Here is a 24,058-nt window from a genome sequence, read left to right as displayed (position 1 = left end):
AATCTGCTCGACCAGCGCCAGTTTAAAAGTCAGCGAGTAATCGCGCTGTGTCCGTTTCACACCTTGTCCCATCGGGCTCTCCGTTTATGTGGGGGAAAGGTGTAAACCATATTCAGGACGGGACACAAATAAAAGAAAAGGGCCTGTCGCAAGACAGGCCCTTTTCTTTTATTTGGCGGTGAGGGAGGGATTCGAACCCTCGATACGTTGCCGTATACACACTTTCCAGGCGTGCTCCTTCAGCCACTCGGACACCTCACCAAATTTTTACTTCTTTGAAGTGGCTTTCGGAGCACGCTACGCGCGCTTTCTTGCCGACTTCGTCGGTGGGCAGCCACTTGGACACCCCACCAAATTTTGGTCTGTTGATTACAGTGTTCAGCCAACACTAGGTTCGCAGCACTGTTGCGCTGGAACGGGGCGTAATTTAGGGGAAAGCCCCGCCTGCGTCAACGGCTTTTTTCGCCAAAGAAACCGTTCGCACATTTAACGCACAAATCAATGCACAGATTCGGATCCGACCTGGATTTCAGGCAGATTCAGGAAGCCAAGGCGCTCGCATTCAGAAACCACTTCGTGGGTCGCGGCCGTGGTGCTTTCAACGAACAACAGGAACTGCTCCACGGAGAGGCCCGCCTTGGTGAAGACGGTGTGACCGACGATGAGGCGCGGCAGGTTGTCGTCGATGATATCGAGGAACACCTTGAGCGAGGGGTATTGCATGTTGAGACGACCCAGTTCGGCCATCAGCGGCAGCAGCGCCGAAGGGCGCACTTCCAGCTCGGATGAAAACAGCAACCCTTCCTCTTCGACAAAGATCCGGCTCTCCTGAATGCCGTCGACAGACTGCAGGGAGACAATGTGGATGCCATGACACTGGTCGCAAACATAGTGCTCGATGCGAGCCTGCTGCAACCAACGCATTATCATTTCAGAGCTGGGGATATTCATCATTTCCACGACACGATAAGGATCAAGGGGCGCAGTCTAAACCAATTTTCCGGCAACCAAAAGTGCAGTGGCCGGATAAGCAGGGGCTCCGCTTCTTTTTGGCAAGCGCTATGCATATACTCAGCCCATTCTCGCACCACCTTCGCTCGACAGAAGGCCAGATGACCATCCAAGAAAAGTATCGCCTGCATCTGAAATCCCTCTCGGATGAACTGCTGACTCTGCAAAAGCCCATCCGTATTCTGGATGCCATCAAGTGGCCCCGTCATCTTCAGGCCGAGTTTCTGGCCAAGGGGGGACGAGCGTTGCCCGCCATCGGCCAGCACTTCTACGAAACCCTCCCCCTTGGCTTCGATCCACGCAACAAGTATCTGGAACTCAAGGAACTGAGGGACAGGATCCGCAGAAAGCTGGGCCCCCAGGACGATCTGGGCCGCATCCTGCAAGAAACGGTCGATCAGTACATGGTGGTGATCGAGATGCTCCGCCAGCGCGGGCAACCTGACTTTCTGCGCTACAGCCAATTGCTCTATGGCTCCGCCAGCGACCACCTGCGCGGCGATCGCAAAACCCTCAAGGAGTTGGGTGCCCGTCTGTGCGATATCTTCTCCCTGCCCGGCGCCCGTCATCTGGTGCGCCCCTATCCCAAGGAATTCGAGGGGGAAGCGGCGGTCGCCAAGCTGCAGGGCAAGCTGTCGAGCTACTTCAGCGAGGGAACTGTGCAGGTCAAGTTGAGCGATGGCATCGTCTCGGATGCCGCCGCCGGCGGGGATTACATCAAGCTCAGCTCCCACGCCCGCTTCTCCGAGCTGGATCTGCAAGTGCTGGAAGTACACGAAGGCTGGGTCCACGTGGGCACGACCTTGAACGGCCGCCAGCAACCCTACGCCACCTGGCTCAGTGCCGGCTCGCCGCGGATCACCGCTTGTCAGGAGGGGCTGGCAGTATTGATTGAAACCCTCACCTTCAGCTCCTTTCCGGATCGGGCCAAGCGCATCTCGGACAGGGTGATGGCCATCGACATGGCGGAGCACGGCGCCGACTTTGTCGAAGTGTTCCAGCACTTTGTGAAACAAGGCACCAGTGAGCACGATGCCTACAAGATCACCCAGCGGGTATTTCGCGGCGGCATGGTCGAAGGGGGGGCCTGCTTTACCAAGGATCTCTCCTACGTGCGTGGCTACGTGGAAACGGTCAACTTCATTCGCAGCGCCGTGCTGGAAGGGGTACCTGAAATCCTGCCCATGCTGTTCGTCGGCAAGGTGACGCTGGATGACATTCCCGTGCTCTATCAGCACTATCTGGAGGGCTTGATCGATGCCCCCCGCTATCTGCCCCCCATGTTTCGCGACCTCACCGGACTCTATGTCTGGTTTGGTTTCGCCTCCGGCATGTCTCTGGTGGACATAGGCCGGGTACAGCACCATTTTCGCCAACTGTTTCACCGCCTGCCGGTGGCCGACCCCATCATAGCGCCGGTGGATATCGAGATAGACTGAGCCGCTGGCGGCAACAAAAAGGGCGCCATAGAGGCGCCCTTGCTGTCATTCCTATCAGGCTATTTATATGCCCGCCCGGCCAGATAGTGCTTGCGACACAGGGACACATAGCGATCGTTGCCGCCTATCTCCACCTGCTCCCCATCGCGCATCACCTGCCCGGCTTCGCTCACCCGTGAGTTCATGTGAGCCTTGTTGCCACACCAGCAGATGCTTTTGAGCTCCTCAAACTTGTCAGCGAGGCATAGCAGATGGTAGGAGCCGGGGAACAGCTCCCCCCGAAAGTCGGTCTTCAGGCCATAGGCGATCACCGGAATATCCTGCTCATCGACGATGCGGGCCAGCTGGTAGACCTGTTCGCGGGTCAGAAACTGGGCCTCATCGACGATGAACACATCGATGCGTTTTACTGCATGGCGCGCCTTGACCATGTCGAACAGATCGCAGGTATCACTGAACACCTCCACCTTCAACTCCAATCCAACCCGGGCACTGATCACCCCGGCGCCGAAGCGATCGTCGATGGCCGGTGTCATGGCCAGGGGCTGCATGCCACGCTCCAGATAATTGAAGTGGGCCTGGATGAGCTGGGTGGATTTGCCTGAATTCATGGTGGCAAATTTGTAGTGCAGTGAAGCCATTATGCTGTTCCGAAACTGAATTTATGGGGCGCATGCTAACCAAAGCCCCGGACAAAACCAAGGGGCCCATGGGCCCCTTGCTCTTCCAGTGTGTTTTTTGTGCGTTATGCGGTGACCAGCGCCGGCCGTGTTTTCGCTTTGCGCAGGTGATAAGTGGTAAACACCACGAACCAGAGCGCACTGACGCTAAAGCCCGCCAGCACGGAATGCATCAACCCCATGGCCAGGTAGCCGAGCGCGGCACCAAAGGCGATGGTCAGCGCATAGGGCAGTTGGGTCATGACGTGATCGATATGATGGCAACCGGCACCCGTGGCAGACAATATGCTGGTACTGGAGATGGGCGAGCTGTGATCCCCGAACACTGAGCCTGCGAGTACGGCGGCCAGCATTGGCAGCATCAGGCTGATGTCGCTGGCGGCCGCCATGTCACCGGCCAGGGGCAGCATGATGCCGAAGGTGCCCCAGCTGGTACCGGTGGCAAATGCCATGGCGCAGGAGAGGATAAACACCACAGCAGGCAGCACTTCGATTGGCAGGTTGCCGTTCGCCAGGGAAGCCAGATATTTGCCGGTTTCCACATCCCGCACCACAGAGCCGATAGCCCAGGCAAACAGCAGAATAGTGATCGCCGGCAGCATGGCCATCACCCCTTGGGGCGCGGCCTTGATCCAGTTCTTGGCACCCAGCTTGAGGCGAAGCGCCAGACCGATGGAAACCACCAGGCTGCACAGGGCACCGTAAACCAGAGAGGAGCCGACATTGGTGTTCTCGAACGAACCGAGCACGCTGAAGGGCAGCCCCTTCTCGCTCAGCACGGCAGCCCCTGAGTCAATCATGAAGTAGACGGTTGCGGCGGTCAGCGTCAGGATCGGCAGCACCATGTCAATCATGCCGCCATTGCTCTCCTCCGGGCTCTCCATATCCAGACCGATGGGACGGCCCTTGGATTCATCCCACAGCTTGCCTTCCAGCGCCCACTGCTCATGTTGACGCATGGGGCCGATATCGAGCTGAAACGCGATCACCACCAGCACCATGACCAGGGTGAAGACGGCATAGAGATTCATCGGGATCATCTCGACAAACGCAGCAATCGGGCTCTGCTCGGTCAGACCGTGCGCCGCCATGATGCCGCCTACCAGGGCGATAATGTAGGCCCCCCAGGAGGAGATGGGCATGAGCACACAGACGGGGGCCGCAGTGGAGTCGAGCAGATAGGCCAGCTTGGCGCGGGAGATCTGGAAGCGATCCGTCACCGGACGGCAGATGGCTCCCACCGACAGACTGTGAAAGAAGTCATCAATAAAGAAGGCAAACACCATCATGCCGGTGAGCGCCTTGGCACCCTTGCGGGTCTTGGCACGGCGCTCGGCCCACTCGGCAAAGGCGCGGGTGGCGCCGGAGACGCTCATCAGGCTGATGAGGCCACCCAACAGCAGCATGAACAGTATCATGTTGACGTTGTCACGATTGAGCGCGCCATCGACCCAGAAGATCTTGAGCACTGTGTTCAAGATGTAATGCAGGGAATCGAGGGGAGAAAACTGATTGAGCAGCAGGCTGCCGGTCAGGATCCCCGCCCCCAGCGACAGCAGGACGCGGCGGGTCAGGATCGCCAGGGCGACGGCCAACAAGGGGGGAACGACAGACCAACCTGAGTCGGCGTACTGAATGATGTCCATGATCTCTTTGCACCTAAAGACAGCAGGTGGAGATCTACCGAGAGGATAAAGAAACAAAACCCATGGGGAGGTTATACTCCTCAGCCCCTTCAGGTAGCGCTCCATAGTGGATGACTATGGCAGTCCTGCACCTGTTCGATGCAGAACCAGCAGCCCGGTATGATGGCCTGGCTACTTCGGCGCTGACTCCTTTCCTTGTGCATCACAGGCATCACCCTCCGCACAAGTAGTCATAGGCAGCGCGCCTCTACTTAAAGGTATTCGGGGCACATTTTATCGTGCTGGCACGTTATGGCAAGTTTTTTGATTAAATCCCCACATTGGCCATTTTAAAATGGGGAAAAGGTAGTCAAATGGTGCAAATGTTTTGGTTTTGTCGCTATTTTCACCTACTTGGAACTCAGTCGGGTATGACGTATTCAATATTACTGAATCCAGTCTGAACTCAAAACAGTTCACTTATTTTTCACGCTGAATTTATTATTTTGCTTATCTTGACTTAATAGCAAGCTGGCGTATAAATTACCCAAAATTACTCTTTTCATTTAATTCCCTCCTTTGCTCGCGTGGTGGACACTATGAACGAATTTTTGAAAGTACTGCTGAATATCCGTAGCTTGCGCGCAGCGTGCCGTGAGTTGACTCTGGAACAATTGGAAGAGGGCCTGGAAAAACTCTCTGCTATTGTTACCGAACGTCAGCAGGATGAAGCCGCCGATCGTCAGGCCCGTGAAGAACATCAGCGCAAAATTAACGAATATACCGAAATGCTGAAAGCCGCTGGCATTGATCCTGCCGAGCTGGTTGGCACAGTGGCTAACGAGCCAGCCAAGGCTGCGAAAAAAGGCAAGCGTGCCCCACGCCCTGCCAAATATCGCTATCTGGATGATAATGGTGTTGAAAAGACCTGGACCGGTCAGGGCCGCATGCCTTCCGCGATTGCCAAGGCCGTTGCCGAAGGCAAATCCATCGAGGAATTTGCCATCTGATTGGCAAATCACCGACCAATAAAAAAACCTCGCAGTGCGAGGTTTTTTTATTGCCTGATATAACGCCATCAGCCTCGTTCGGCCGCCTTGACCCAGAGCACTTCCGGCGTACTGGTGCAGGCCAGCAGGTAGCGGGCTATGGTGAAGAACCAGTCACTCAGCCGGTTTACATAGGGCAGTATGGCCGGATTGATCTGCTCTGCACGACTCAAACTCAGCAGCAGGCGCTCACAGCGACGGGTCAGGGTTCGCACCACGTGAGCTTGTGACGCAGCACGGGAACCACTCGGCAAAATGAAATTGCGCAGCAGGGGTAAATTGGCGCTGTAGGCATCGATTTGCTGCTCGAGGCGCAAGGTCCATTCGTTATTTACCTGCCAGATGGCCTCATGCTGGCCATCGCTGGAAAAAGCCAACTCCCCACCCAAATCGAACAACTCTTGCTGCAATAATACCAGGTCGGCTAATAACCCGGTTTCAGCTGCGGGTACCTCCGCAATGAGCAGACCTATATGAGAATTCAATTCATCGATATAGCCATAGGTTTCTACCCGCAGCTCATCCTTGGCCAATTGCACACCATCGGCCAGTCGGGTCATGCCTTTATCGCCCTGCCTCGTATATATCCTCATACCGACATCCTGTTAATAATGGGAACAATCATAGATTCGAGCCCGTTCAGCTTGATTTCATAGGCAAGGGCCAGCGTTTGACCCAGCGCACCGGCAGGAAAACCGGTGCGTGCCATCCACACCAGATAGGGCTCCGGAATATCGATGATGCGCCGCCCCTGATATTTGCCGTAAGGCATTTTGTTGGCCAGGGTGAGCAGCACACGCTCGTCGGATAACCACTCCATATTAATCAATATCCAGATATTTATGAGTCTGGACAGATAGCCGCCAATTACGGGCAATACAGACTGCCATCGCCAGCTGGGTAGCACGGGGCTTCTGGCTGATGGGCTGCAGCGAAATTTCCACATCCGGGCGCAAAGTGGCGGTTGCCAGCAGGGCATCGAGCTCCTCGATATGGTGCTCGGTCGCAACCGGGTGCTTTATTTCGTTGGCACGCTCAAGCGCCGATACCAGCACGGGCAGGCCCCCCTTCATACCAATCTTGGGCGAGACAGTGACCCAGGTACTGTCGTGAGTCTTGATCTCGCTGGTACCGCTGGTTTCGATCTGCACCTGATATCCCGCCGCCAGCAAGACGGTGGAGAGCTCATGCAGATCATAGAGGCAAGGCTCGCCCCCCGTGATCACCACATGGCGAGCCTGATAACCCAGCTGCTGGAAACTGGCCAGGATCTGATCCGTGCTCATCTTGCTCCAGCTATCAGACTCGTTGGAGCAGTCCAACACAGCCTGTACCCCCACTTCACGAGCAGGATCGACAATCCAGGTATGACGGGTGTCGCACCAGGGGCAACCCACGGGGCAGCCTTGCAGGCGAACGAAGATGGCGGGCAGGCCGGTGAAAATGCCCTCCCCCTGGATGGTCTGGAATATCTCGTTGATTGGGTAGTGCATCACGATCACGGCTTGTTGCAAAAGTCGCGGATTATACCCCAAGCAAAGGCAAGACGCAGGCTCACAGTCCGCTTTTCTCACACAATCCGGTTTTCTCGTACAGCCGGGCCATGATCCCCGCCTTATCGGCCAGATATAGATCCAGCCCCCGGCTACGCAGTTCGCAGGCAGGACAGTGACCACAGCCATCGCCAGCAATGCCGTTATAACAGGTGAGTGTCTGCTGGCGCACCGTGTCGAGGTGGCCGTAGTAATCCGCCAGCGCCCAGGTTTCAGCCTTGTCGAGCCACATCAGCGGGGTTTCAAAACGGATGCCGCGATCAAGCCCCAGAGAGACAGCCTGATTGAGCGACTTGACGAATTCGTCACGGCAATCTGGGTAGCCGGAAAAATCAGTCTCGCACACCCCTGTGATCACCGCCTCGGCACCCACCTGGTAGGCATAGATGGACGCCAGGGTCAGAAACAATATGTTGCGGCCCGGTACGAAGGTGTTGGGCAGGCCGTTGTCCTGCAATTCACCACTGACCGGGATCTCGTCCCGGGTCAGGGCCGATACGGCCAGTTCATTGAGCAGGGTCACATCCATCACCTTGTGGGCGGCGATCCCAAACTGAGTGGCCAACCGGCGAGCAGTCTCAATCTCCTCCCGATGGCGCTGGCCATAATCAAAGGTAATGGCGTGCACCTCGTCATAATGGGCCAGAGCCTGTACCAGACAGGTGGTACTGTCCTGCCCACCACTGAATACCACGACGGCTTTTTTCACGTTCATCACTCCTGGTTTGCAATTCACACGCGGCGACCTTGTACAAAGTCATGCCACTGCTGGTTTAAATGGGTAAAGAGGGTCATCAGCGGGGCGAAGCGTTCGGGCTCCCCCTCCCACTGGGACAACAGATGGTAGCCAGCCTCCAGGGTCGACAGCGCCTCGGGAAAGGGTTTCTTGCGAATGGAGTACTGGCCAGGGATAGCGCCGAGCTTGATCCTGGGCAACCGCAACAAGGCCGGATTGCTGTGCAAGATGCGATACGCCTTGCGCCAGGTGCCATCGAGCAGGATGAAGCAGACCTTGCCGCCCTCATCGTTTTGCACGATTCGCTCTCGCACCTGATCCAGCCCCAGAGCCTGCTCGTCGGGCCAGAGCAGATAACAGTGCATCTTGGGATCCGCCAGCAAGGCATTGAGCCACTGAGCCCCGGCAAAGTCTTCTCCCACATGAATACGGGCCCGGGTCAGGGACGCGGCCAGCAGCGCGGCTGTACCTTTGGGATGCCCTGCTTCGCTCGGGTGCTGCAGAATATGAAGGGGAGCGAGATGGGATACCTGCCGAATATAATCACAAAGGCAGGCTTTGAGGGCTCTGGTGCAACGTGTACAGTATCGACTGTTCTTGTCGTTGGGCCGTTTCATGTTGTCTGAAAAATCAGGATTGCTCTGGGTTATCACGCTTTCACTCGCCAGCTTGTTGCTCTTTTTCACCGTACCGAATCACCTGCTCTCCTTCGAGCGAGCCCTGATCGCCCAGGGCGAAGGGTGGCGCATCATAACAGGCAATCTGGCCCATACCAATCTGTGGCACCTGTTGCTCAACCTGAGCGGTCTGTGCGTGCTCTACAGTCTGTTTCGGGAATACCTGACGGGTTGCCGCCTGCCGGTACTACTGCTGCTCTTGGGTGGCGCCGTCGGCCTCGGGATCTGGTGGTGGTGTCCGCAAACCCAGTGGTATATGGGGTTGTCAGGGGCCTTGCACGGCCTGTTCGTATGGGGAGCCTTGCAGGATATTCGCTATCGCCGCTATTCGGGCTGGCTGATGTTGCTGGGGGTGACGATCAAACTGGGGGTAGACTTCTACAGCGCGGGGGTAAGTCCGGTATCTGCCCTTATCGGCGCACGGGTACACATAGAGTCGCATCTGATTGGTTCGGGAGCAGGCCTGTTGCTCGGCCTGCTGCCCGTCAGTCTGGGTACCCAAACCGTCAAGGAGTGACTTCTACCGGCAGAGTGCCGTGCCGGTAGAACAGGACAGGCCGGGCAATCGGCCTGTCCCCTTCAAACCTTATCGCCCTGCCAGCTCGGTATTGATGCTTGAGAGAGTAGCGGCGGGATCATCTGCCTGAGTGATGGGTCGACCAATCACCAGATAGTCAGCCCCTGCATCCATCGCAGCACGCGGCGTCATCACCCGACGCTGATCACCTGCATCAGAGCCCGCAGGACGAATACCTGGCGTCACCAGCTTGAAGTCTGCACCAAGCAAGGCTTTCAGCTCGCAGGCTTCATTGGCGGAACAGACCACCCCATCCAGCCCCGATGCTTTGGCCAGTGTGGCCAGACGGATCACCTGCTCGGCAGGGCTTACATCCAGACCAAGCGGCGCCATGTCGGCTTGCTCCATGCTGGTCAACACTGTCACACCGATCAACAGGGGAGCCTTGTCACCATAGGGAGCCAGCGCCTCCTTGGCGGCACGCATCATCCGCTCGCCACCGCTGGCATGGACGTTGACCATCCAGACACCCAGCTCGGCACTGGCGGCCACAGCCTTGGCCACTGTGTTGGGAATGTCGTGAAACTTCAGATCCAGAAAGACATCGAATCCCCTGACCACCAGCTGGCGTACAAACTGGGGACCAAAAAGGGTGAACATCTCCTTGCCGACCTTGAGACGGCACTGGGCCGGAGAGATACGTTCAATGAACGCGAAGGCATCGGCCTCGTGCTGATAATCCAGCGCTACCAGTACTTTGGGATCTAGCATCTCACTTCCTATTGATTGTTATCACTATCGGGTTTGTCGCTCACCATCCAGACCCGGCCTGATGGCGCTGCCGCAGCACCGGAAGTACCTGGCATCTCATTTTCTATCGATTACTCACCATCCAGGCCACGGATCGGCTTGATGGAACCCCACTGGCGACAGGATGGGCATTGCCAGAACAGCGAGTGGGTGGCAAAACCACACTGCCGACACTTGTGGGTTGACTTGATCTTGATCTGATCGCCGACCAGTTGTTGCAGCAGCTCCAGACTCTCCTTGGCGGGCCCCTCCTCCGCGCTGGCCAGCTGAAAGCCCACCAACTGGTAGAATCCCTTCATGGAGGGGTGACGGCGCAACTGACGCAGCACCAGAGCACGGGCCTGGTTCAGGCCATCGCGCTCCTCCACCAGTTTGGCAAGGGCCAGAGTCACACTCACCCCGGCGTGATCCTCCACCGCCTGCTCCAGCAAGGGAATGAGTTCGAGGGAACGCCCCTGGCGCTGGTAGCACTCTGTGAGGTGAGGGATGGCTTCGGAGGCAAAATCCATGTCCTGCTCGAACACCCGCAGCAGATCCTTGCCAGCCTGTTCATAGTCTTGTGCCACCATCGCCAGCTCGGCCAAGCGCAGGCTGGCACGGGCACAGGCAGGATTGACCCCCAGCGCACGTTTGAGCTTGGCGCGCCCCATAGACTCATCGCCATCACGCAAAGCACTCTCTGCCTGTTCGCAATAGAAGTGGGAAATGGGATCGGCCAGCTTCTTGCCCTGATATTTCTGCAGTCGCACTGCGACATCGATGGCCTTGTCCCAGTCACGCAACTGCTGATGGATGATCAACAACTGGGCCAGCGCCGTCTCTTCATAGTCGCTGTCTTCGCACAGCTCGTTCCAGAGCGCTTCGGCGCGGTCGAGCAAACCGGCGGCCAGAAAGTCACGGGCCAGCTCCTGCAACGCAAGTTGACGCTGTTCACGGGTCAGCTGACGGGTGACCAGGTTCTGGTGGATCTTGATGGCTCTGTCCACCTCGCCACGCTGGCGAAACAGGTTGCCAAGAGAGAGGTGTGTTTCGATGGTTTCGCTATCCACTTCCAGCAGCTGGATAAAAAGATCCACCGCCTTGTCCGACTCGTCAGACAGCAAATAGTTGAGGCCCGCCACGTACTGGCGGGAGAATTGATTACTCTGTTTCTGGGTGTCCTGGCGAACACTCCTGCGCCCCATGTACCAGCCATAACCGGCGGCAATAGGCAACAGCAGGAAAAGCAGTTCAAGCATCGAGGGACATTATTCCTTGACTGTCGACCGAGCCAGCTCCAACTCGCGGGATTGACGACGCATGGTACGATTGAGGGTGCGGTTCTGCATCTTGAGACGCAAGAACAGCAGACCAAAGACCAGCCAGCCCAGCAGGAAGCCACCGCCAAAGAAGAGACCCAGCAACATGGAGAGCGAAAACTCCCCTTGGGCAATCAAATAATTGAACTGCACCAGCTGACCATTTTGCGAACCGATGGCCAGGGTCAGAATAAACACCAGCACCAGCGGAATGAGGGCCAAGATACGCTTCATAGGAGCTCCCTGTCAGTATCTAATGAAAGGCTGATTATCCTTAAAATCACGGGCAGACTCTAGAGCGAATGGGAAAAGACTTGGAGAAACCAGACAATTGACACAAGAGAAGCCACAAAAACAAAAAAGGCATACCCAAGTATGCCGTTTTCTGCATTATTCAATAATGTTCACGCGCTCGCGCAACTCTTTGCCAGGTTTGAAATGAGGGACATATTTCCCGGTCAGTTCAACCTTGTCCCCGGTCTTGGGATTACGACCCACGCGGGGAGCACGATAGTGCAGTGAAAAACTTCCAAATCCACGGATTTCAATCCGGTCGCCGTTTTGCAAAGTCGATGCCATCTGCTCAAGGATCTCCTTGATGGCAGCTTCGACATCTTTGGCCGGCATATGCATGCGGCTCGCAGCCAATTGTTCGATGAGATCTGATTTGGTCATAACGTTAAATCTCCTTCCCCGATCACATGCAATATTCATTACGCCAATATAAAAAAGGGCGGCGTGAAGCCGCCCTTTTCTTGCATCAAGGATTATTCACCCTTGGCAGCTTTGAACGCTTCCATCATAGCATTGCTGAACACAACTTCTTCTTGTTGGTTCAGGCTATCGATAGCAACACGCTCGTCAGCCTCGTCCTTCGCACGGACAGACAGGCTTACGGTGCGGTTCTTACGATCAACGCCCATGAACTTGGCTTCAACTTCATCACCAACGGACAGTACCAGAGTCGCGTCTTCGACACGGTCACGAGCAGCGTCGGAGGCACGCAGGTAGCCTTCTACGCCGTCAGCCAGTTCGATCACGGCACCCTTGGCATCAACCTCGGTAACCTTACCCTTCACAATAGCACCTTTCTTGTTATCAGACAGGTACTTATTGAACGGGTCTTCTTCGATCTGCTTGACACCCAGGGAGATGCGCTCACGCTCCGGGTCCACTTGCAGAACAACGGCTTCGATCTCGTCGCCTTTCTTGAATTCACGAACTGCTTCTTCACCCTGATTGTTCCAGGAGATGTCAGACAGGTGAACCAGACCGTCGATGCCGCCGTCCAGACCGATGAAGATACCAAAGTCAGTGATAGACTTGATTTTACCGGAAACACGGTCGCCCTTGGCGTGAGTTTCGGCAAACAGCTGCCACGGGTTGGATTTGCACTGCTTCAGACCCAGGGAGATACGACGACGTTCTTCGTCGATATCCAGAACCATCACGTCAACCACGTCGCCAACGTTAACAACTTTGGACGGGTGGATGTTCTTGTTGGTCCAATCCATCTCGGATACGTGTACCAGGCCTTCAACGCCTTCTTCGATTTCAACGAAGCAGCCGTAGTCGGTCAGGTTGGTCACGCGGCCAGACAGACGGGTGGTCTCCGGGTAACGCTTGGCGATAGCAACCCAGGGATCTTCGCCCAGCTGCTTCAGACCCAGAGATACACGGGTACGCTCGCGGTCGAACTTCAGAACCTTGACTGCGATCTCGTCGCCAACGTTGACGATTTCGGAAGGATGCTTAACGCGCTTCCACGCCATGTCGGTGATGTGCAGCAGGCCGTCAACACCGCCCAGATCTACGAATGCACCGTAGTCGGTCAGGTTCTTGACGATACCCTTGACTTCTTGACCTTCTTGCAGGTTAGCCAGCAGGCTCTCGCGCTCGGAGGTGTTCTCGGTCTCGATCACGGCACGACGGGAAACAACAACGTTGTTGCGCTTCTGGTCCAGCTTGATGACTTTGAACTCGAGTTCTTTGTTTTCCAGGTGAGCGGTGTCACGGATCGGACGCACGTCAACCAGAGAACCCGGCAGGAAGGCACGGATGCCATTCAGTTCAACGGTGAAACCACCCTTGACCTTGCCGTTGATGATACCGATAACGGTAGCTTGCTCTTCGTAAGCTTTTTCAAGCTGCAGCCAGGCTTCGTGGCGCTTGGCTTTTTCACGGGACAGCTTGGTTTCGCCGAAACCATCTTCGATAGAGTCCAGAGCTACGTCAACAGTGTCACCCACACTGATTTCCAGCTCGCCCAGGGCGTTCTTGAATTCTTCAGCCGGGATGGCGGACTCAGATTTCAGACCGGCGTCAACCAGTACGAAACCGTTCTCGATAGCAACGACAGTACCCTTGACGATGGAACCTTGACGGGTTTCAACGGAGTTCAGGGACTCTTCAAAGAGTTGAGCAAAAGATTCGATCATTGTTTATTTCACAAATGAAACATCCACTTGCAATCCGGCACAAGCGGGGCTGTTTTAAATAATCTGCGCCATCCTTGGTGCAGACGACCGGATGTCAGCTTGCGCTGGCATCACCAAGTTGTTGCTCTGCATAGGCGAGCACTGTTGCCAGCACTTCATCTATGGTCATGGAGGTAGAATCCACCACGAGAGCATCTTCTGCCGCTTTAAGGGGCGCTACGGCGCGATTTCTGTCGCGATCGTCACGTTCCCGAATCTCGGTTAAAAGACGCTCAAAGTTAACATCAAAGCCCTTATCTTGCAACTGCTTATAGCGGCGCTGGGCCCGTTCTTCCGCGCTGGCGTCGAGGAAAATTTTTACCTCTGCGTCCGGAAAAACCACGGTGCCCATGTCTCTGCCGTCTGCAATCAGGCCAGGGGTTTGACGAAATGCACGCTGGCGACGCAGCAGGGCTTCACGCACCCGAGGAAAGGCAGCAATTTTGCTCGCGGCATTGCCCACCTCTTCGGTACGAATGGTGCGGGAGACATCCTCCCCTTCCAGCACCACCTTGACCTGTTCGCTATCCACCTGGAACTGCACATCCAGATTGGCAGCAAGGGGGACCAGCGCAGCTTCAGAATCGAGTTCCACATCATGGTGCAAGGCAGCCAGGGCCAATACCCGGTAGATGGCGCCGGAATCGAGCAGGTGCCAACCCAGTTTTTCAGCCAGCAACTGACACAAGGTGCCTTTACCGGCACCACTCGGGCCATCGATTGTCATCACGGGGGCCATCTGAGGCATAACTTATCTCCTGCACACTTATTGCACACATCCCGGAGGGAATGAGGTAATGGGCGCCGATTATACCCAAATGTGCCGAGTCTGGCAGTCGTCAGGGCGCACATTTGCGCAAAAGCCGTCGCGACTGCGTTGTTTGTGTACAACTACTCAAGTCATTAAATAGCACAAGGTTTTGTTCTTATGGTTGTTATGGACAAGGCGCGCTAAACTGGCCGCCCTTTTTAAGCAGCTGTAGTAAGGAGCAACCTATGAGCAGCGTTACCCTCGTGGCCAAATCCAAGTTGCCGACCCCCTGGGGCACCTTCACGCTGGTAGGCTTTCAGGAAGCCGGCACCGGCAAGGATCATGCTGCGCTGGTGATGGGCGATGTCACAGGCGATGAGCCTGTGCTGGGCCGTATTCACTCTGAATGCCTGACCGGAGATGCCTTGTTCAGCCTTCGCTGCGACTGCGGCTTCCAATTGCAGGCAGCCATGGAGAACATCGCCAAAGCGGGTCGTGGCGTTTTGTTGTATGTACGCCAAGAAGGACGTGGCATCGGCCTGCTCAACAAGATCCGGGCCTATCATCTGCAGGATCAGGGCGCCGATACCGTCGAAGCCAATGTGGCGCTGGGCTTTGCTGCCGACATGCGCGACTACACCATCTGTGCCGATATGCTCAAGGCGTTGAACGTCACCAGCCTGCGCCTGATGACCAATAATCCACGCAAGATGAAGGCGATGGAGAGCTTTGGCATTCCGGTGACGGAGCGGGTTCCCCTGCAGGAAGGCCGCAATCCTCACAACGAGTTCTACCTCTCGACCAAAGCGAATAAATTGGACCACATGTTCAAGAAGTGAGCCTCACAACGAGGCCTGCCTTTTGGCCAAAGCGAACAAGCTGGATCACAGGTTCAGAAAATGACTCCGGTGATCAGACGCTGGCATAAAAACGCCTCCCATCGGGAGGCGTTTTTTATTGATTCAAGCTGATCGCTGGCACGACGCTAGCGAACCGGCAGCTCTATATCGGCAAACATGGCATCCACGTCATCGCTGGAGCGCAGCGCGATGGCGCGCTCCACCACATCCCGGGTCAGGTGCGGGGCAAAACGGGTCATGAAGTCGTACATATAGGTGCGCAGGAAAGATCCTTTACGAAATCCTATCTTGGTGGTGCTGTGAGCAAACAGATGGCTGGCGTCGAGTGCCACCAAATCGGTATCAACTTGCTGATCCAGCGCCATGGTCGCCATCACCCCTATCCCGACGCCCAGTCGAACATAGGTTTTGATCACATCGGCATCGGTCGCGGTAAAGACGATATTGGGCTCGAAACCGGCCCGATTGAAGGCGAGATCCAGCTCGGATCGGCCGGTAAATCCGAACACATAGGTCACCAACGGGAAGCGGGCGATATCCGCAATGGAGAGCTTGCCAACCTGGGTCAAGGGATGTCCCTTGGGAACAATGACGCTGCGATTCCAGTGGTAGCAAGGCAGCATGATGAGATCTTCATACAGGTGCAGCGCCTCGGTGGCGATGGCAAAGTCGGCTTGCCCCTTGACCACGGCTTCACTGATCTGGGTCGGGGTACCCTGGTGCATGTGCAGAGACACCTTGGGGAAGCGCTTGATGAAACCCTTGATCACATCGGGCAGCGCATAACGAGCCTGGGTATGGGTGGTCGCAATATGCAGCGTGCCTTGCTCGGGATGTGTATGCTGGCTCGCCACCGATTTGATGCTCTCCACCTTGCCCAGGATCTCGTTGGCAATCTTGATCACGTCCCGCCCTGCCGGAGTGATCTGGGTCAGATGCTTGCCGCTTCGCTCGAAAATCTGGATCCCCAGCTCATCTTCCAGCATGCGCACCTGCTTGCTGATCCCTGGCTGAGAGGTGTAGAGGCTCTCTGCCGTTGCCGACACGTTCAGTCTGTGATTGGCAACCTCAACGATATAACGCAACTGTTGGAGTTTCATGATGTTAGGCTCTAAAGGCGACTTGAACTAATACTAACAAACTTTTGCCTGATAGCCTTTCCTTCTTGGCCATTTATGGCCTGGCCTGCGCCAGCAGGAAATCACGCAGGGCACGGTTCGCCATGGAGAGCGGATCGCCACGCCGCCACGCCACACAGAGATCAAGAAAAATGGGGGGAGCAAACGAGATGCCAGTGAGTGAAGGCTCCTCATCCAGCACCATCCGCAGGAAGGTAGTCACCGCAAATCCCTGCTTGACCACCGCCTTGAGCAGGGGGATCAGATTGCTTTCAAACGCAATGTCAGGCTCACACCCCAGCTCCTGAGCCAATGCTTCCATGTGTTCACGGTGATAAAAACCTCGTCGGAACATGGCCAGCTCCTGGTCAAAAAACTGGGTCAGTGACACGGCCTGAGCATGTCGCAACGGATGCTCTTCCCCCACCACCATCAACATCTCTTCACGTAGCAACTGGGCCCCTTCCAGCGCAGGTGGCAGATCGCTGGTGATCAGGATGGCCAGATCCAGGGTGCCATCCACCATGCGGCTCAGCAACTCGCGTGAGCCAGCCTCTTCTACCCGGATCTTCAGACCGGGGTAACGATGCTTGAAGGCCATCAGGATCGGAGGAAAATAGTAAGAACCCATCATGTAGGGGATACCGATGCGCACCTCGCCACGTTCCAGCCCTTTCAGCTCGGCCATCTCGGCTTGCGCCTGATGCATCTGCAATAACAGCCGCTCGGCATGACGACAGAGCACCTCCCCCTCCGGAGTAAGCCGCACGTTGCGATCCTGCCTGTCGAACAGCCGCAGCTCGAGCTGCTGCTCCAGCTTGGCAATGGCCATGCTGATGGCTGGCTGGGCTATATGGAGGCCATTGGCCGCCTTAGTGAAGGAACCGGCATCCCGTACCGCCAGCAAATAGGTGAGCTGCTTCAAGTCCATATCAATTAATCTTATTAGATGGATAACTTAAATATATTATATTTATGCCCTGTGGCGCACTACTCTGCACAAAAGCCGTCAGGACAACTGCACATGATCGAAGTAGGTAGCCGCGAATGGATACGCGCCACCCTGGCCCTGAGCCTGGGTTCCTTCCTGGTATTTCTCAACCTCTACCAGACCCACCCCTTGCTGCCACTGCTGGCAAATGTCTTCTCCGTCAGCTCTCTGTCGGCAGGCTGGACACTGGCTGGCTGCACTGCGGGGCTTGCCACCTCCCTGCTGATTTGCGCCCGCCTCGCGGACAGGTTCGGCCGGCGCCGTATCATGCTGTGGACCCTGGGCGGTGCTATTTTGCTCTCCCTGCTCATCAGCCTGGTAAACCAATTTGAGCAGTTATTGCTGTTGAGGATATTGCAGGGGGTACTGCTGGCCGGGTTACCCGCCACTGCCATCGCCTATATGGGAGAAGAATTCAGCAAGCGTGCTCTCCTCTCAGCCGTCGGTGTCTACATCGCCGCCAACTCGCTAGGGGGCATAGCGGGCCGTGTCGTCGGCGGCTTGCTGGCAGGCTGGTTTGGCGACTGGCAACACACCTTTCTCGGCATTGGCTTGATAAGCCTGACCCTGCTGCCCCTCGTCGTCTGGTTATTGCCCGCCCAGACCCGCTTTGTGCCCGTAGTCGCAGAGTCTGGTCAATTCCAGCGGGCCATCAGCAGCCATCTCGGCAATCCGCTGCTGGTCGGTGCCTATCTCATCGGCGGGCTCAACTTCATGGTGTTTTTGAACCAGTACAGCTACCTCACCTTCCTGCTGGCCAAGGCCCCTTTCTCCCTGCCCACCCAGTGGCTCGGCATGCTGTTCCTGACCTATCTGTCAGGCACTGTCGCCTCCTCCTTGAGCGGCCGTTGTGCCCACCGCTGGGGGGCACAGCGCCTGCTGCTGGCAGGGATCTCGCTGATGGCACTGGGCAGTGCGCTGCTGCTGCATGGCTCGCTGGCAGCCATACTGACGGGGCTGCTCATATCCAGTTTCGGTTTCTTTCTCTCCCACGCCTGTGCCAGTGCCTGGGTCGGTCAGCACGTGGAGCAAAATCGGGCGCTGGCATCGTCACTCTATCTGGTGGGGTATTATCTGGGCGCAAGCCTGGGAGGCCTCTATCTTCACCCCTTCTGGGAACGGGGCGGCTTGGGAGGATTGGTGCTCGGCATCGAGCTGGTACTGGTGATCACAGCGGGCTTGAGCCTCTGGCTCGGTCATTTGAAAGGGCGCAGCGCTCGCCCCCGAACCTGCCATACCTGACGACAACAACAGGGGAAAACATGAAACGCCTCCCCCTGCACGGATCAGATACCGTCGTAGTAACCAGCAGGCACAGGCACAACGGCGCCGGTATGCAACTCTTCCTCAATCACCTCGGCCAAGGATCGCAGGTGAAACTTGATCTGACCAGAGGCCAGCATCAGGCCCACATCCGGGTTGCGAAGGTCATCGATATTCGCGGTCTTGAACGGCAGATCGGGATACGCGGCCACCAGTTCATGCAGTGAAGGCACCACCAGCTCGATATGCTCCAGACCTGCCTGATGGTTGCGCCCCGGTTTGGGCGCGGCCAGTTCTATGCAGGGCACGCTGACATGACCACATAACACGGACTGGTGAAGCTGATAGGTGGCGATGGGGCGACCCCCAATCATGCCTTCCACCAGCAGGGTGCCCTGTGTCGCCAGTTCGGCATTCAGCTTCTGATACTCGGCCAGACTCGCCGCCCGGTAACAGAGGTGGTCAACATTGATGTTATTGACGTGAACTGCCAGTTGGTCCAGCTCAGCCAATAGCTGACAAACAAATGGGGCCATGGGCCCCAAAGTGGTATCGAGTGGGTGGAACATGATCACCATTTCTTCTTGGGTTGGAACAGGACGTCCAGTTCGTCCGCCTCTTTGTCCTTAATGTTCTGCAGCTCTTTATCGCTGTGCTGCTGCAAATGTTCATCAAGGCCTTGCAGGCCTTGCCGCATATCCTCTTCCCTGGCCATCAGATAGGGGTCCTTGTCGGACACGCTGGCCAAGGCGGCAAGCCCCTTGGTATAGAGCTGGCGGCAGGTGCCGTACTGCCCCTGGATCTGCGCATCCATGGCCCGTTTGACCAGGTTGGCGATGTTGATCTTGAGCTGCATCAGCTCAAGGCGACGATCTTCCTGAGCAAAACCGTGAGGGTCTATCTTGCCCTTGTTGTGCTCAACACGCAGCACTGCCCGCATCTTTTTGACCAGTTGCAGCATCTGAATGGCCTGACGGTCGGATTCGGGGGTCTTGAAGTGGGCTTCATCCTGGCTGCTGTAGTTGTCCTGCACATTCTTTATCTGGGTCTGCACATCGGCGATACGCTGCTTGATCTGACCATTGGGCATCACCAAGGCGATCGCCCGGTAAGCATCCAGGATCCGGTGTTGCAGCAGCAGCACTATGTTCTTGGAGAAGGGCACCAAATTGACATTCAGCAGCACCTCTTCGGTCTCGTCCGCCACCGCCTTGTGACGAGCAATCGTCTGGCGCTTGTCGGCTTCTGCCTTCTGCTTATATTGCTGCATCACGTTATAGGCGATAACCAGAAACAGGAGTGCGCCAATAGACAGCAATACCAAGGTTAAAATCATAGGATGTCCAAACTCCTGTCCCAATCCAATTGCGTGATCCTACAACAGCTTACCCACTTAAGGTAGCCCGCACCGCGGAGCTTACCCACGATTTATTATCCTCCCCTGTCTCAAAACAGGCAGAGGAGCTCAGGATCATGCAGCGATGGCAACACTGTCATTACCTCATAGTATCGCCCATCGGGCCCATTACTTGAGGTTGAACCCTTTCGATTGCAGGAATTCCTGCATGAAAGGACGCGCCTCTTTGCCGAGAACGGACCGGATCTGGCTGCTCCAGGTCTGCTGCTTGTTGTTGCTGCTGCGGGCCTCATAGTACGACTGGATCTGCTGATCATATTGTGCGAGCAAGGGGCGATCCAGCTCAGCGCTATAGTGGTTCTCATGTACCACCAGCGCCCTCGGCAGACGGGGCTTCTGCTCGGGCTCCTGCGCCGGATGGCCCAGACACAGACCAAACAGTGGTATTACCTGATGGGGCAAGCCCAGCGCCTCGCTCACGGCGGCTGGATTGTTGCGGATACCACCGATATAAACGCCACCCAGCCCCAGTGATTGGGCTGCCAGCAGGGCATTCTGGGCCATCAAAGCACCGTCAATGGCACCGATCAGCAGTTGTTCGACAAAGCCGGTCTGGGCATCTGCCACTATCTGGGTGTGGCGCTGATAATCGGCGCAGAACACCAGAAACTCGGCGGCCTGGGCAACATATGCCTGATGCCCCGCCAGTTCGGCGAGCAGGGTACGCAAGGCCTGGTCCGTCACCCGAACTATGCTGTTGGCCTGCAGGAAGCTGGAGCTGGATGCCGACTGAGCGGCGCTCAGGATCTGGTCAAGCTGCACCGGCGTAATGGGCTCAGGCGTAAACTGACGGATGGATCTGTGGGAGAGAATAAGGTCGATGGTCGGGTTCATGATGCCTCCTGGAAGAAGGCCACACTCTACCCAAAAAAACGCAGCGGCCCAAGACCATCCAGGAAGAGGATGACGACTGCATCTGCGTTGAACCTATTCCGCCAGCGGATAGGTGCCAGCCTTGCAGCAGACCGCAAACCGATTCTCTTCTACCTGAGCCACCGTCATCGGCTTGCTGAACAGAAAGCCCTGAAAAACGTGGCAACCCTGAGCTCGCAGTGCTGCGAGTTCGTGCTCATCTTCCACTCCTTCCGCCATGATGCCAAGTCCCAGGCTGGTTGCCATGGCCACTGTGGCCCGGATCACCGGCAGATTCAGCCCCACCACGAATGAGCGGTCCAGCTTGATGGTATCGATGGGCAGCCGGTTCAGGTAGGCGAGCGACGAATAGCCGGTACCAAAATCGTCGATGGCGATCTTGATGCCCTGCTCGCTCAGGCCATCGAGGATCTCGATGCAGCCTTTCATGTCCAGCATCAAGACGGTTTCTGTCAGCTCCAGGGTAAGCAGGCTGGCATCCACGCCATACGCCTTGAGTTGCTGGGCCACCAGTTCCGGCAAGGAGGTAGATAGCTGGAAACCGGAGAGATTGACCGACACAGGCACCCTTACTTGGCATGCTTGCTGCCAATGGGCCATCTGGGCCAGTGCCGTCGAGAGCACCCAGCTGCCTATCTCCCGAATAAGGCCCATCTCCTCGGCCAGCGGAATGAACTCCACCGGTGAGACATGGCCAAGGACGGGATTGTGCCAGCGCAGCAGTGCTTCAAAGCCAATCAGTTTGCCCTGTGCCACATCCACCTGGGGCTGATAACAGAGGCTCAGCTCCTGCCGACCGATGGCCTTGGCCAGAAACTGCTTCAGGGTCAGCTTGCGATGCAAGGTCTGCTGCATGCTGGGGGTAAACCGCTGCCAGCGCAGGCGTCCCATCTGCTTGGCCTGATACATGGCCATGTCGGCGCGAGTAATGAGGGTGTCACCGTCATCCGCATCGTCCGGGTAGATGGCGATGCCTATGCTGCCGCCTATGGTCACTTCGGGTACACCGCTCAACTGCAACGGTTTGGTCATCTGGGAGAGCATGAGATCGGCTACCTCCTGCGCCCTGTCGCTGGAATGGGCCAGCGGCACCAGGGCGGTAAACTCGTCGCCGCCGAGACGCGCCAGTTCCACATCCCGCGGACAGACTTGTTTGAGCCGACCGGCCACCCGTTCCAGCAGGCGATCGCCTGCCTTGTGGCCATAGTTGTCGTTGACCAGCTTGAAGTTGTCCAAATCCATGAACACCAGCGCAAAACGCCCGCCCATGCCGCAATAAGCCTCGAGGGACTTCATCAGACCATAGCGATTGAGCAGCCCGGTGAGCGAGTCGTGCCAAGCCAGATGGCGGTGCTCCAGCTCTTCGAGTTTGCGGTCGGTAATATCGCGCATGGTGAGCAATATCTGTGCCCCCTGCTGGATATGCCGAAACTGATACTGGAACCAGCGCATCCCCTTCCGGGTACGACACTCCCCTTCTGCCACCACCTCGTCGAGGCGTGAGAGCTTCTGGTAGAAAGCTTCATTGTTGCCGGAAAACACCTGGGAGAGCTGGCTGACCTGATCGCCGAAGCAGGTGTCGAAGTGGTGGTTGCCGCTCTCAAGCCGCCCCTGATTGTCAAATAGACAGGCAAGGGTATCGCCGGTGGCGAGGGAGGACTCCTGATAGAGGGTATCGGCGTCGATCACCGCCTCCGTCATCATCATCAGGCGGCCGGCCAGCTGAATGCCAGACAACCGCAGGTAGATCTGTTTTTTGATCCCCTTGGGGGAGAGCGTCCACCACTCGCTGTAACTGCGCCCCTGCTGGAAATCACCGAGGTAGCGTTGCAGCAGCAGATCGATGGCGGCAGCCATGTCGGCAGAGAAGTCCCGCGCTTGCAGTTCGGCAAGCGAGCTGGCTTCCCATACCCCCAATGCGGTACGGTTGGCCCAGTAAATATGATGATGCCGGATGTCATAAACCCAGATAGGGGTATGCAGGACATCCATCCCGCTCAATAACCGTTCGTCTAGCGTATTCATCTAATGTGGTGATTCATGATGTGTGATCACTGAGAAAGCCTGCTACAAGGTACCCTTTCGGGGCACCCCATGCTGGTACAAAATAGGATCCAGCCCATAATCTGAAAATAAGCTTGCGCACAAGGGCTGACTTCATATGAAAACGCTACATGTGAAACCCATGGTCAGGAAAAACGGACTCACCTTGGTATTGTTGGGCATCATAGTAACCATTACTATGATTTTTATACTTTTTTTCTTCCGTGAACAACCACTAATCCCCTTCATCTCCGGCCTGTTGGCGGGTCTGATGATGATCTTTATCGGCTCGTTGAAGCTGGTCGAACCCCATGTCAGCCTCTCCCTCTGTCACGATTGTTTGCAATATCACCACAAATACGGCGGTTGGATCCTGAAATGGAGAAATATTCAGCGAATTGACCAACCGCGCATCCATCTCGGCTGGGATCTGGTCCCCCTGCCCTACATTGGATTGAAGATAAAAGATTACGATGATTTTTTGACATTGATCACACCCAGGTTGGCCGTTCGCCTGCTGACCGAGCAAAGATCCGTGCTGTTGCAGGCCCTGCGCAATGAACAACAGGATTGTCCGAGCGGTACCTGTGGTGGTGCATTGCAGGGGGAAGGCTTGCTGGAGGAGAGCCGTTTTCGCTCTTCGTCAGGCCAGCGATATGAGGGGGTGATCGCCATGCTGGCCAATCGCATGACCCGGCTGCGTGAGCTGCTTGGTTACGATCTGCTGGTGCCGGACAACAGCCTGGATCGGGATCCAGCCGAATTTATCCGCCTTTTGCACCAATACCAGCGGGAGTCGAATCTAATCCAGATCAATTAAACGCCGGATTGAGCTTGCCAAGGCGGGCGGCTCTTTTTAAGGTCTCCCCC

26 protein-coding genes, 1 tRNA gene and 1 riboswitch are annotated in these 24,058 nt (G+C 56.4%); of the genes, 6 read left to right on the top strand and 21 right to left on the bottom strand.

Features of this window, described 5'->3' with window-relative positions; translation table 11 throughout:
• Window positions 1-173 precede the first annotated feature (173 nt).
• Together GWQ27_RS13390 and GWQ27_RS13385 are read right to left on the bottom strand one after the other, a co-directional pair.
• Window positions 174-261, bottom strand: a tRNA-Ser gene (locus tag GWQ27_RS13390).
• A 237-nt stretch (window positions 262-498) separates the two neighbouring features.
• Window positions 499-954, bottom strand: a complete 456-nt coding sequence (locus GWQ27_RS13385; RefSeq protein WP_080561576.1) for a YbjN domain-containing protein — start codon at window positions 952-954, stop codon at window positions 499-501.
• Between the two features lie 158 nt (window positions 955-1,112).
• Here GWQ27_RS13385 and GWQ27_RS13380 point away from each other — a divergent pair, with 158 nt between their 5' ends.
• On the top strand, window positions 1,113-2,450 hold the full coding sequence (locus tag GWQ27_RS13380) for a flavohemoglobin expression-modulating QEGLA motif protein (protein WP_113721246.1): 1,338 nt from the start codon (window positions 1,113-1,115) through the stop codon (window positions 2,448-2,450).
• 59 nt (window positions 2,451-2,509) lie between these two features.
• On the opposite strand, the gene GWQ27_RS13375 is transcribed toward GWQ27_RS13380, so the two are convergent.
• Window positions 2,510-3,091: a thymidine kinase gene (locus tag GWQ27_RS13375; protein WP_005315094.1), complete on the bottom strand. Its 582-nt coding sequence runs from the start codon at window positions 3,089-3,091 to the stop codon at window positions 2,510-2,512.
• A 104-nt stretch (window positions 3,092-3,195) separates the two neighbouring features.
• Window positions 3,196-4,776 carry a Na+/H+ antiporter NhaC family protein gene (locus tag GWQ27_RS13370; protein ID WP_275907555.1) on the bottom strand — a complete coding sequence of 527 codons (1,581 nt, stop codon included), beginning with the start codon at window positions 4,774-4,776 and terminating at the stop codon, window positions 3,196-3,198.
• Between the two features lie 86 nt (window positions 4,777-4,862).
• Window positions 4,863-5,034: riboswitch (Lysine riboswitch) on the bottom strand.
• Between the two features lie 320 nt (window positions 5,035-5,354).
• Here GWQ27_RS13370 and GWQ27_RS13365 point away from each other — a divergent pair.
• Window positions 5,355-5,765, top strand: a complete 411-nt coding sequence (locus GWQ27_RS13365) for an H-NS family nucleoid-associated regulatory protein (RefSeq protein WP_275907554.1) — start codon at window positions 5,355-5,357, stop codon at window positions 5,763-5,765.
• 68 nt (window positions 5,766-5,833) lie between these two features.
• Here GWQ27_RS13365 and GWQ27_RS13360 read toward each other — a convergent pair whose 3' ends face one another.
• The 5 genes from GWQ27_RS13360 to GWQ27_RS13340 all read right to left on the bottom strand — a co-directional run bounded on the left by GWQ27_RS13360 (window position 5,834) and on the right by GWQ27_RS13340 (window position 8,710).
• Window positions 5,834-6,397, bottom strand: coding sequence for a cob(I)yrinic acid a,c-diamide adenosyltransferase (locus tag GWQ27_RS13360; RefSeq protein WP_275907553.1), 564 nt, complete (start codon window positions 6,395-6,397; stop codon window positions 5,834-5,836).
• Window positions 6,394-6,624, bottom strand: coding sequence for a DUF3820 family protein (locus tag GWQ27_RS13355; RefSeq protein ID WP_005315061.1), 231 nt, complete (start codon window positions 6,622-6,624; stop codon window positions 6,394-6,396). The genes GWQ27_RS13360 and GWQ27_RS13355 overlap by 4 nt, the downstream gene beginning before the upstream one ends.
• Before the next feature lies 1 nt (window position 6,625).
• Window positions 6,626-7,297, bottom strand: coding sequence for a 7-carboxy-7-deazaguanine synthase QueE (gene queE / locus GWQ27_RS13350; RefSeq protein WP_275907557.1), 672 nt, complete (start codon window positions 7,295-7,297; stop codon window positions 6,626-6,628).
• A 61-nt stretch (window positions 7,298-7,358) separates the two neighbouring features.
• Complete coding sequence (gene queC / locus GWQ27_RS13345; protein ID WP_159166614.1) at window positions 7,359-8,066, bottom strand: 7-cyano-7-deazaguanine synthase QueC; 708 nt, start codon at window positions 8,064-8,066, stop codon at window positions 7,359-7,361.
• A gap of 23 nt (window positions 8,067-8,089) precedes the next feature.
• On the bottom strand, window positions 8,090-8,710 hold the full coding sequence (locus GWQ27_RS13340) for a tRNA-uridine aminocarboxypropyltransferase (protein ID WP_265461843.1): 621 nt from the start codon (window positions 8,708-8,710) through the stop codon (window positions 8,090-8,092).
• On the opposite strand from GWQ27_RS13340, the gene rrtA reads away from it, so the two are divergent.
• A complete protein-coding gene (rrtA, locus tag GWQ27_RS13335; RefSeq protein ID WP_265461844.1) occupies window positions 8,709-9,287 on the top strand; it encodes a rhombosortase in 579 nt (192 codons plus the stop codon). The two genes, GWQ27_RS13340 and rrtA, sit on opposite strands and share 2 nt — an antisense overlap.
• Before the next feature lie 69 nt (window positions 9,288-9,356).
• Here the strand turns inward: rrtA and pyrF are convergent, their stop codons facing one another.
• From pyrF to cmk, 6 genes are all read right to left on the bottom strand, one after another.
• Entirely contained in the window at window positions 9,357-10,058 is a 702-nt protein-coding gene (gene pyrF, locus GWQ27_RS13330) for an orotidine-5'-phosphate decarboxylase (RefSeq protein ID WP_219592234.1), read from the bottom strand.
• A gap of 110 nt (window positions 10,059-10,168) precedes the next feature.
• Window positions 10,169-11,335 (bottom strand): lipopolysaccharide assembly protein LapB, encoded by a 1,167-nt coding sequence (gene lapB, locus GWQ27_RS13325; RefSeq protein WP_005315046.1) that lies wholly within the window; start codon window positions 11,333-11,335, stop codon window positions 10,169-10,171.
• Window positions 11,336-11,344: 9 nt separating this feature from the next.
• Window positions 11,345-11,629, bottom strand: coding sequence for a lipopolysaccharide assembly protein LapA domain-containing protein (locus tag GWQ27_RS13320; RefSeq protein ID WP_005315045.1), 285 nt, complete (start codon window positions 11,627-11,629; stop codon window positions 11,345-11,347).
• 156 nt (window positions 11,630-11,785) lie between these two features.
• A complete protein-coding gene (gene ihfB / locus GWQ27_RS13315; RefSeq protein WP_005299934.1) occupies window positions 11,786-12,070 on the bottom strand; it encodes an integration host factor subunit beta in 285 nt (94 codons plus the stop codon).
• A 92-nt stretch (window positions 12,071-12,162) separates the two neighbouring features.
• On the bottom strand, window positions 12,163-13,833 hold the full coding sequence (gene rpsA / locus GWQ27_RS13310) for a 30S ribosomal protein S1 (RefSeq protein WP_005315043.1): 1,671 nt from the start codon (window positions 13,831-13,833) through the stop codon (window positions 12,163-12,165).
• A 94-nt stretch (window positions 13,834-13,927) separates the two neighbouring features.
• A complete protein-coding gene (gene cmk / locus GWQ27_RS13305; RefSeq protein WP_005315040.1) occupies window positions 13,928-14,620 on the bottom strand; it encodes a (d)CMP kinase in 693 nt (230 codons plus the stop codon).
• A 248-nt stretch (window positions 14,621-14,868) separates the two neighbouring features.
• On the opposite strand from cmk, the gene ribA reads away from it, so the two are divergent.
• Window positions 14,869-15,462 (top strand): GTP cyclohydrolase II, encoded by a 594-nt coding sequence (ribA, locus tag GWQ27_RS13300; protein ID WP_021140653.1) that lies wholly within the window; start codon window positions 14,869-14,871, stop codon window positions 15,460-15,462.
• A gap of 146 nt (window positions 15,463-15,608) precedes the next feature.
• Here ribA and cysB read toward each other — a convergent pair whose 3' ends face one another.
• Together cysB and GWQ27_RS13290 are read right to left on the bottom strand one after the other, a co-directional pair.
• Entirely contained in the window at window positions 15,609-16,583 is a 975-nt protein-coding gene (gene cysB / locus GWQ27_RS13295; RefSeq protein ID WP_005315034.1) for an HTH-type transcriptional regulator CysB, read from the bottom strand.
• Window positions 16,584-16,656: 73 nt separating this feature from the next.
• Entirely contained in the window at window positions 16,657-17,532 is an 876-nt protein-coding gene (locus tag GWQ27_RS13290; protein ID WP_212539391.1) for a LysR family transcriptional regulator, read from the bottom strand.
• Window positions 17,533-17,625: 93 nt separating this feature from the next.
• Here GWQ27_RS13290 and GWQ27_RS13285 point away from each other — a divergent pair, with 93 nt between their 5' ends.
• Window positions 17,626-18,834, top strand: coding sequence for an MFS transporter (locus GWQ27_RS13285; RefSeq protein ID WP_275907552.1), 1,209 nt, complete (start codon window positions 17,626-17,628; stop codon window positions 18,832-18,834).
• A gap of 44 nt (window positions 18,835-18,878) precedes the next feature.
• On the opposite strand, the gene GWQ27_RS13280 is transcribed toward GWQ27_RS13285, so the two are convergent.
• The 4 genes from GWQ27_RS13280 to GWQ27_RS13265 all read right to left on the bottom strand — a co-directional run bounded on the left by GWQ27_RS13280 (window position 18,879) and on the right by GWQ27_RS13265 (window position 23,137).
• Window positions 18,879-19,433, bottom strand: coding sequence for a VOC family protein (locus GWQ27_RS13280; RefSeq protein ID WP_275907551.1), 555 nt, complete (start codon window positions 19,431-19,433; stop codon window positions 18,879-18,881).
• Window positions 19,427-20,191: a hypothetical protein gene (locus tag GWQ27_RS13275; protein WP_005315024.1), complete on the bottom strand. Its 765-nt coding sequence runs from the start codon at window positions 20,189-20,191 to the stop codon at window positions 19,427-19,429. The genes GWQ27_RS13280 and GWQ27_RS13275 overlap by 7 nt, the downstream gene beginning before the upstream one ends.
• A 189-nt stretch (window positions 20,192-20,380) precedes the next feature.
• The gene (gene nfsA, locus GWQ27_RS13270; protein ID WP_005315023.1) at window positions 20,381-21,106 is read right to left on the bottom strand and encodes an oxygen-insensitive NADPH nitroreductase; all 726 of its coding nucleotides are present in this window, start codon (window positions 21,104-21,106) and stop codon (window positions 20,381-20,383) included.
• Between the two features lie 93 nt (window positions 21,107-21,199).
• Entirely contained in the window at window positions 21,200-23,137 is a 1,938-nt protein-coding gene (locus tag GWQ27_RS13265) for an EAL domain-containing protein (protein WP_111588722.1), read from the bottom strand.
• 169 nt (window positions 23,138-23,306) lie between these two features.
• On the opposite strand from GWQ27_RS13265, the gene GWQ27_RS13260 reads away from it, so the two are divergent.
• Window positions 23,307-24,008 carry a DUF2982 domain-containing protein gene (locus GWQ27_RS13260; protein WP_034524291.1) on the top strand — a complete coding sequence of 234 codons (702 nt, stop codon included), beginning with the start codon at window positions 23,307-23,309 and terminating at the stop codon, window positions 24,006-24,008.
• Window positions 24,009-24,058 lie beyond the last annotated feature (50 nt).

This window comes from Aeromonas sp. 5HA1 (genome assembly GCF_029237245.1).
In the GTDB taxonomy this organism is placed as follows: Bacteria; Pseudomonadota; Gammaproteobacteria; order Enterobacterales; family Aeromonadaceae; genus Aeromonas; species Aeromonas salmonicida.
This window is presented reverse-complemented; position numbering and strand designations above follow the sequence as displayed.

Excerpts from the sequence above, each read along its gene's own strand:
- rrtA (WP_265461844.1), top strand. The coding sequence starts at position 8,709 with ATGTTGTCTGAAAAATCAGGATTGCTCTGGGTTATCACGCTTTCACTC.
- queE (WP_275907557.1), bottom strand. The coding sequence starts at position 7,297 with ATGCACTACCCAATCAACGAGATATTCCAGACCATCCAGGGGGAGGGC.
- rpsA (WP_005315043.1), bottom strand. The coding sequence starts at position 13,833 with ATGATCGAATCTTTTGCTCAACTCTTTGAAGAGTCCCTGAACTCCGTT.
- GWQ27_RS13290 (WP_212539391.1), bottom strand. The coding sequence starts at position 17,532 with ATGGACTTGAAGCAGCTCACCTATTTGCTGGCGGTACGGGATGCCGGT.
- lapB (WP_005315046.1), bottom strand. The coding sequence starts at position 11,335 with ATGCTTGAACTGCTTTTCCTGCTGTTGCCTATTGCCGCCGGTTATGGC.
- GWQ27_RS13385 (WP_080561576.1), bottom strand. The coding sequence starts at position 954 with ATGATGAATATCCCCAGCTCTGAAATGATAATGCGTTGGTTGCAGCAG.
- GWQ27_RS13340 (WP_265461843.1), bottom strand. The coding sequence starts at position 8,710 with ATGAAACGGCCCAACGACAAGAACAGTCGATACTGTACACGTTGCACC.
- ribA (WP_021140653.1), top strand. The coding sequence starts at position 14,869 with ATGAGCAGCGTTACCCTCGTGGCCAAATCCAAGTTGCCGACCCCCTGG.
- GWQ27_RS13280 (WP_275907551.1), bottom strand. The coding sequence starts at position 19,433 with ATGGTGATCATGTTCCACCCACTCGATACCACTTTGGGGCCCATGGCC.
- GWQ27_RS13370 (WP_275907555.1), bottom strand. The coding sequence starts at position 4,776 with ATGGACATCATTCAGTACGCCGACTCAGGTTGGTCTGTCGTTCCCCCC.
- GWQ27_RS13375 (WP_005315094.1), bottom strand. The coding sequence starts at position 3,091 with ATGGCTTCACTGCACTACAAATTTGCCACCATGAATTCAGGCAAATCC.
- GWQ27_RS13360 (WP_275907553.1), bottom strand. The coding sequence starts at position 6,397 with ATGAGGATATATACGAGGCAGGGCGATAAAGGCATGACCCGACTGGCC.
- GWQ27_RS13355 (WP_005315061.1), bottom strand. The coding sequence starts at position 6,624 with ATGGAGTGGTTATCCGACGAGCGTGTGCTGCTCACCCTGGCCAACAAA.
- pyrF (WP_219592234.1), bottom strand. The coding sequence starts at position 10,058 with ATGCTAGATCCCAAAGTACTGGTAGCGCTGGATTATCAGCACGAGGCC.
- GWQ27_RS13260 (WP_034524291.1), top strand. The coding sequence starts at position 23,307 with ATGAAAACGCTACATGTGAAACCCATGGTCAGGAAAAACGGACTCACC.
- GWQ27_RS13320 (WP_005315045.1), bottom strand. The coding sequence starts at position 11,629 with ATGAAGCGTATCTTGGCCCTCATTCCGCTGGTGCTGGTGTTTATTCTG.
- cysB (WP_005315034.1), bottom strand. The coding sequence starts at position 16,583 with ATGAAACTCCAACAGTTGCGTTATATCGTTGAGGTTGCCAATCACAGA.
- GWQ27_RS13285 (WP_275907552.1), top strand. The coding sequence starts at position 17,626 with ATGATCGAAGTAGGTAGCCGCGAATGGATACGCGCCACCCTGGCCCTG.
- GWQ27_RS13275 (WP_005315024.1), bottom strand. The coding sequence starts at position 20,191 with ATGATTTTAACCTTGGTATTGCTGTCTATTGGCGCACTCCTGTTTCTG.
- nfsA (WP_005315023.1), bottom strand. The coding sequence starts at position 21,106 with ATGAACCCGACCATCGACCTTATTCTCTCCCACAGATCCATCCGTCAG.
- GWQ27_RS13265 (WP_111588722.1), bottom strand. The coding sequence starts at position 23,137 with ATGGATGTCCTGCATACCCCTATCTGGGTTTATGACATCCGGCATCAT.
- cmk (WP_005315040.1), bottom strand. The coding sequence starts at position 14,620 with ATGCCTCAGATGGCCCCCGTGATGACAATCGATGGCCCGAGTGGTGCC.
- GWQ27_RS13365 (WP_275907554.1), top strand. The coding sequence starts at position 5,355 with ATGAACGAATTTTTGAAAGTACTGCTGAATATCCGTAGCTTGCGCGCA.
- ihfB (WP_005299934.1), bottom strand. The coding sequence starts at position 12,070 with ATGACCAAATCAGATCTCATCGAACAATTGGCTGCGAGCCGCATGCAT.
- GWQ27_RS13380 (WP_113721246.1), top strand. The coding sequence starts at position 1,113 with ATGACCATCCAAGAAAAGTATCGCCTGCATCTGAAATCCCTCTCGGAT.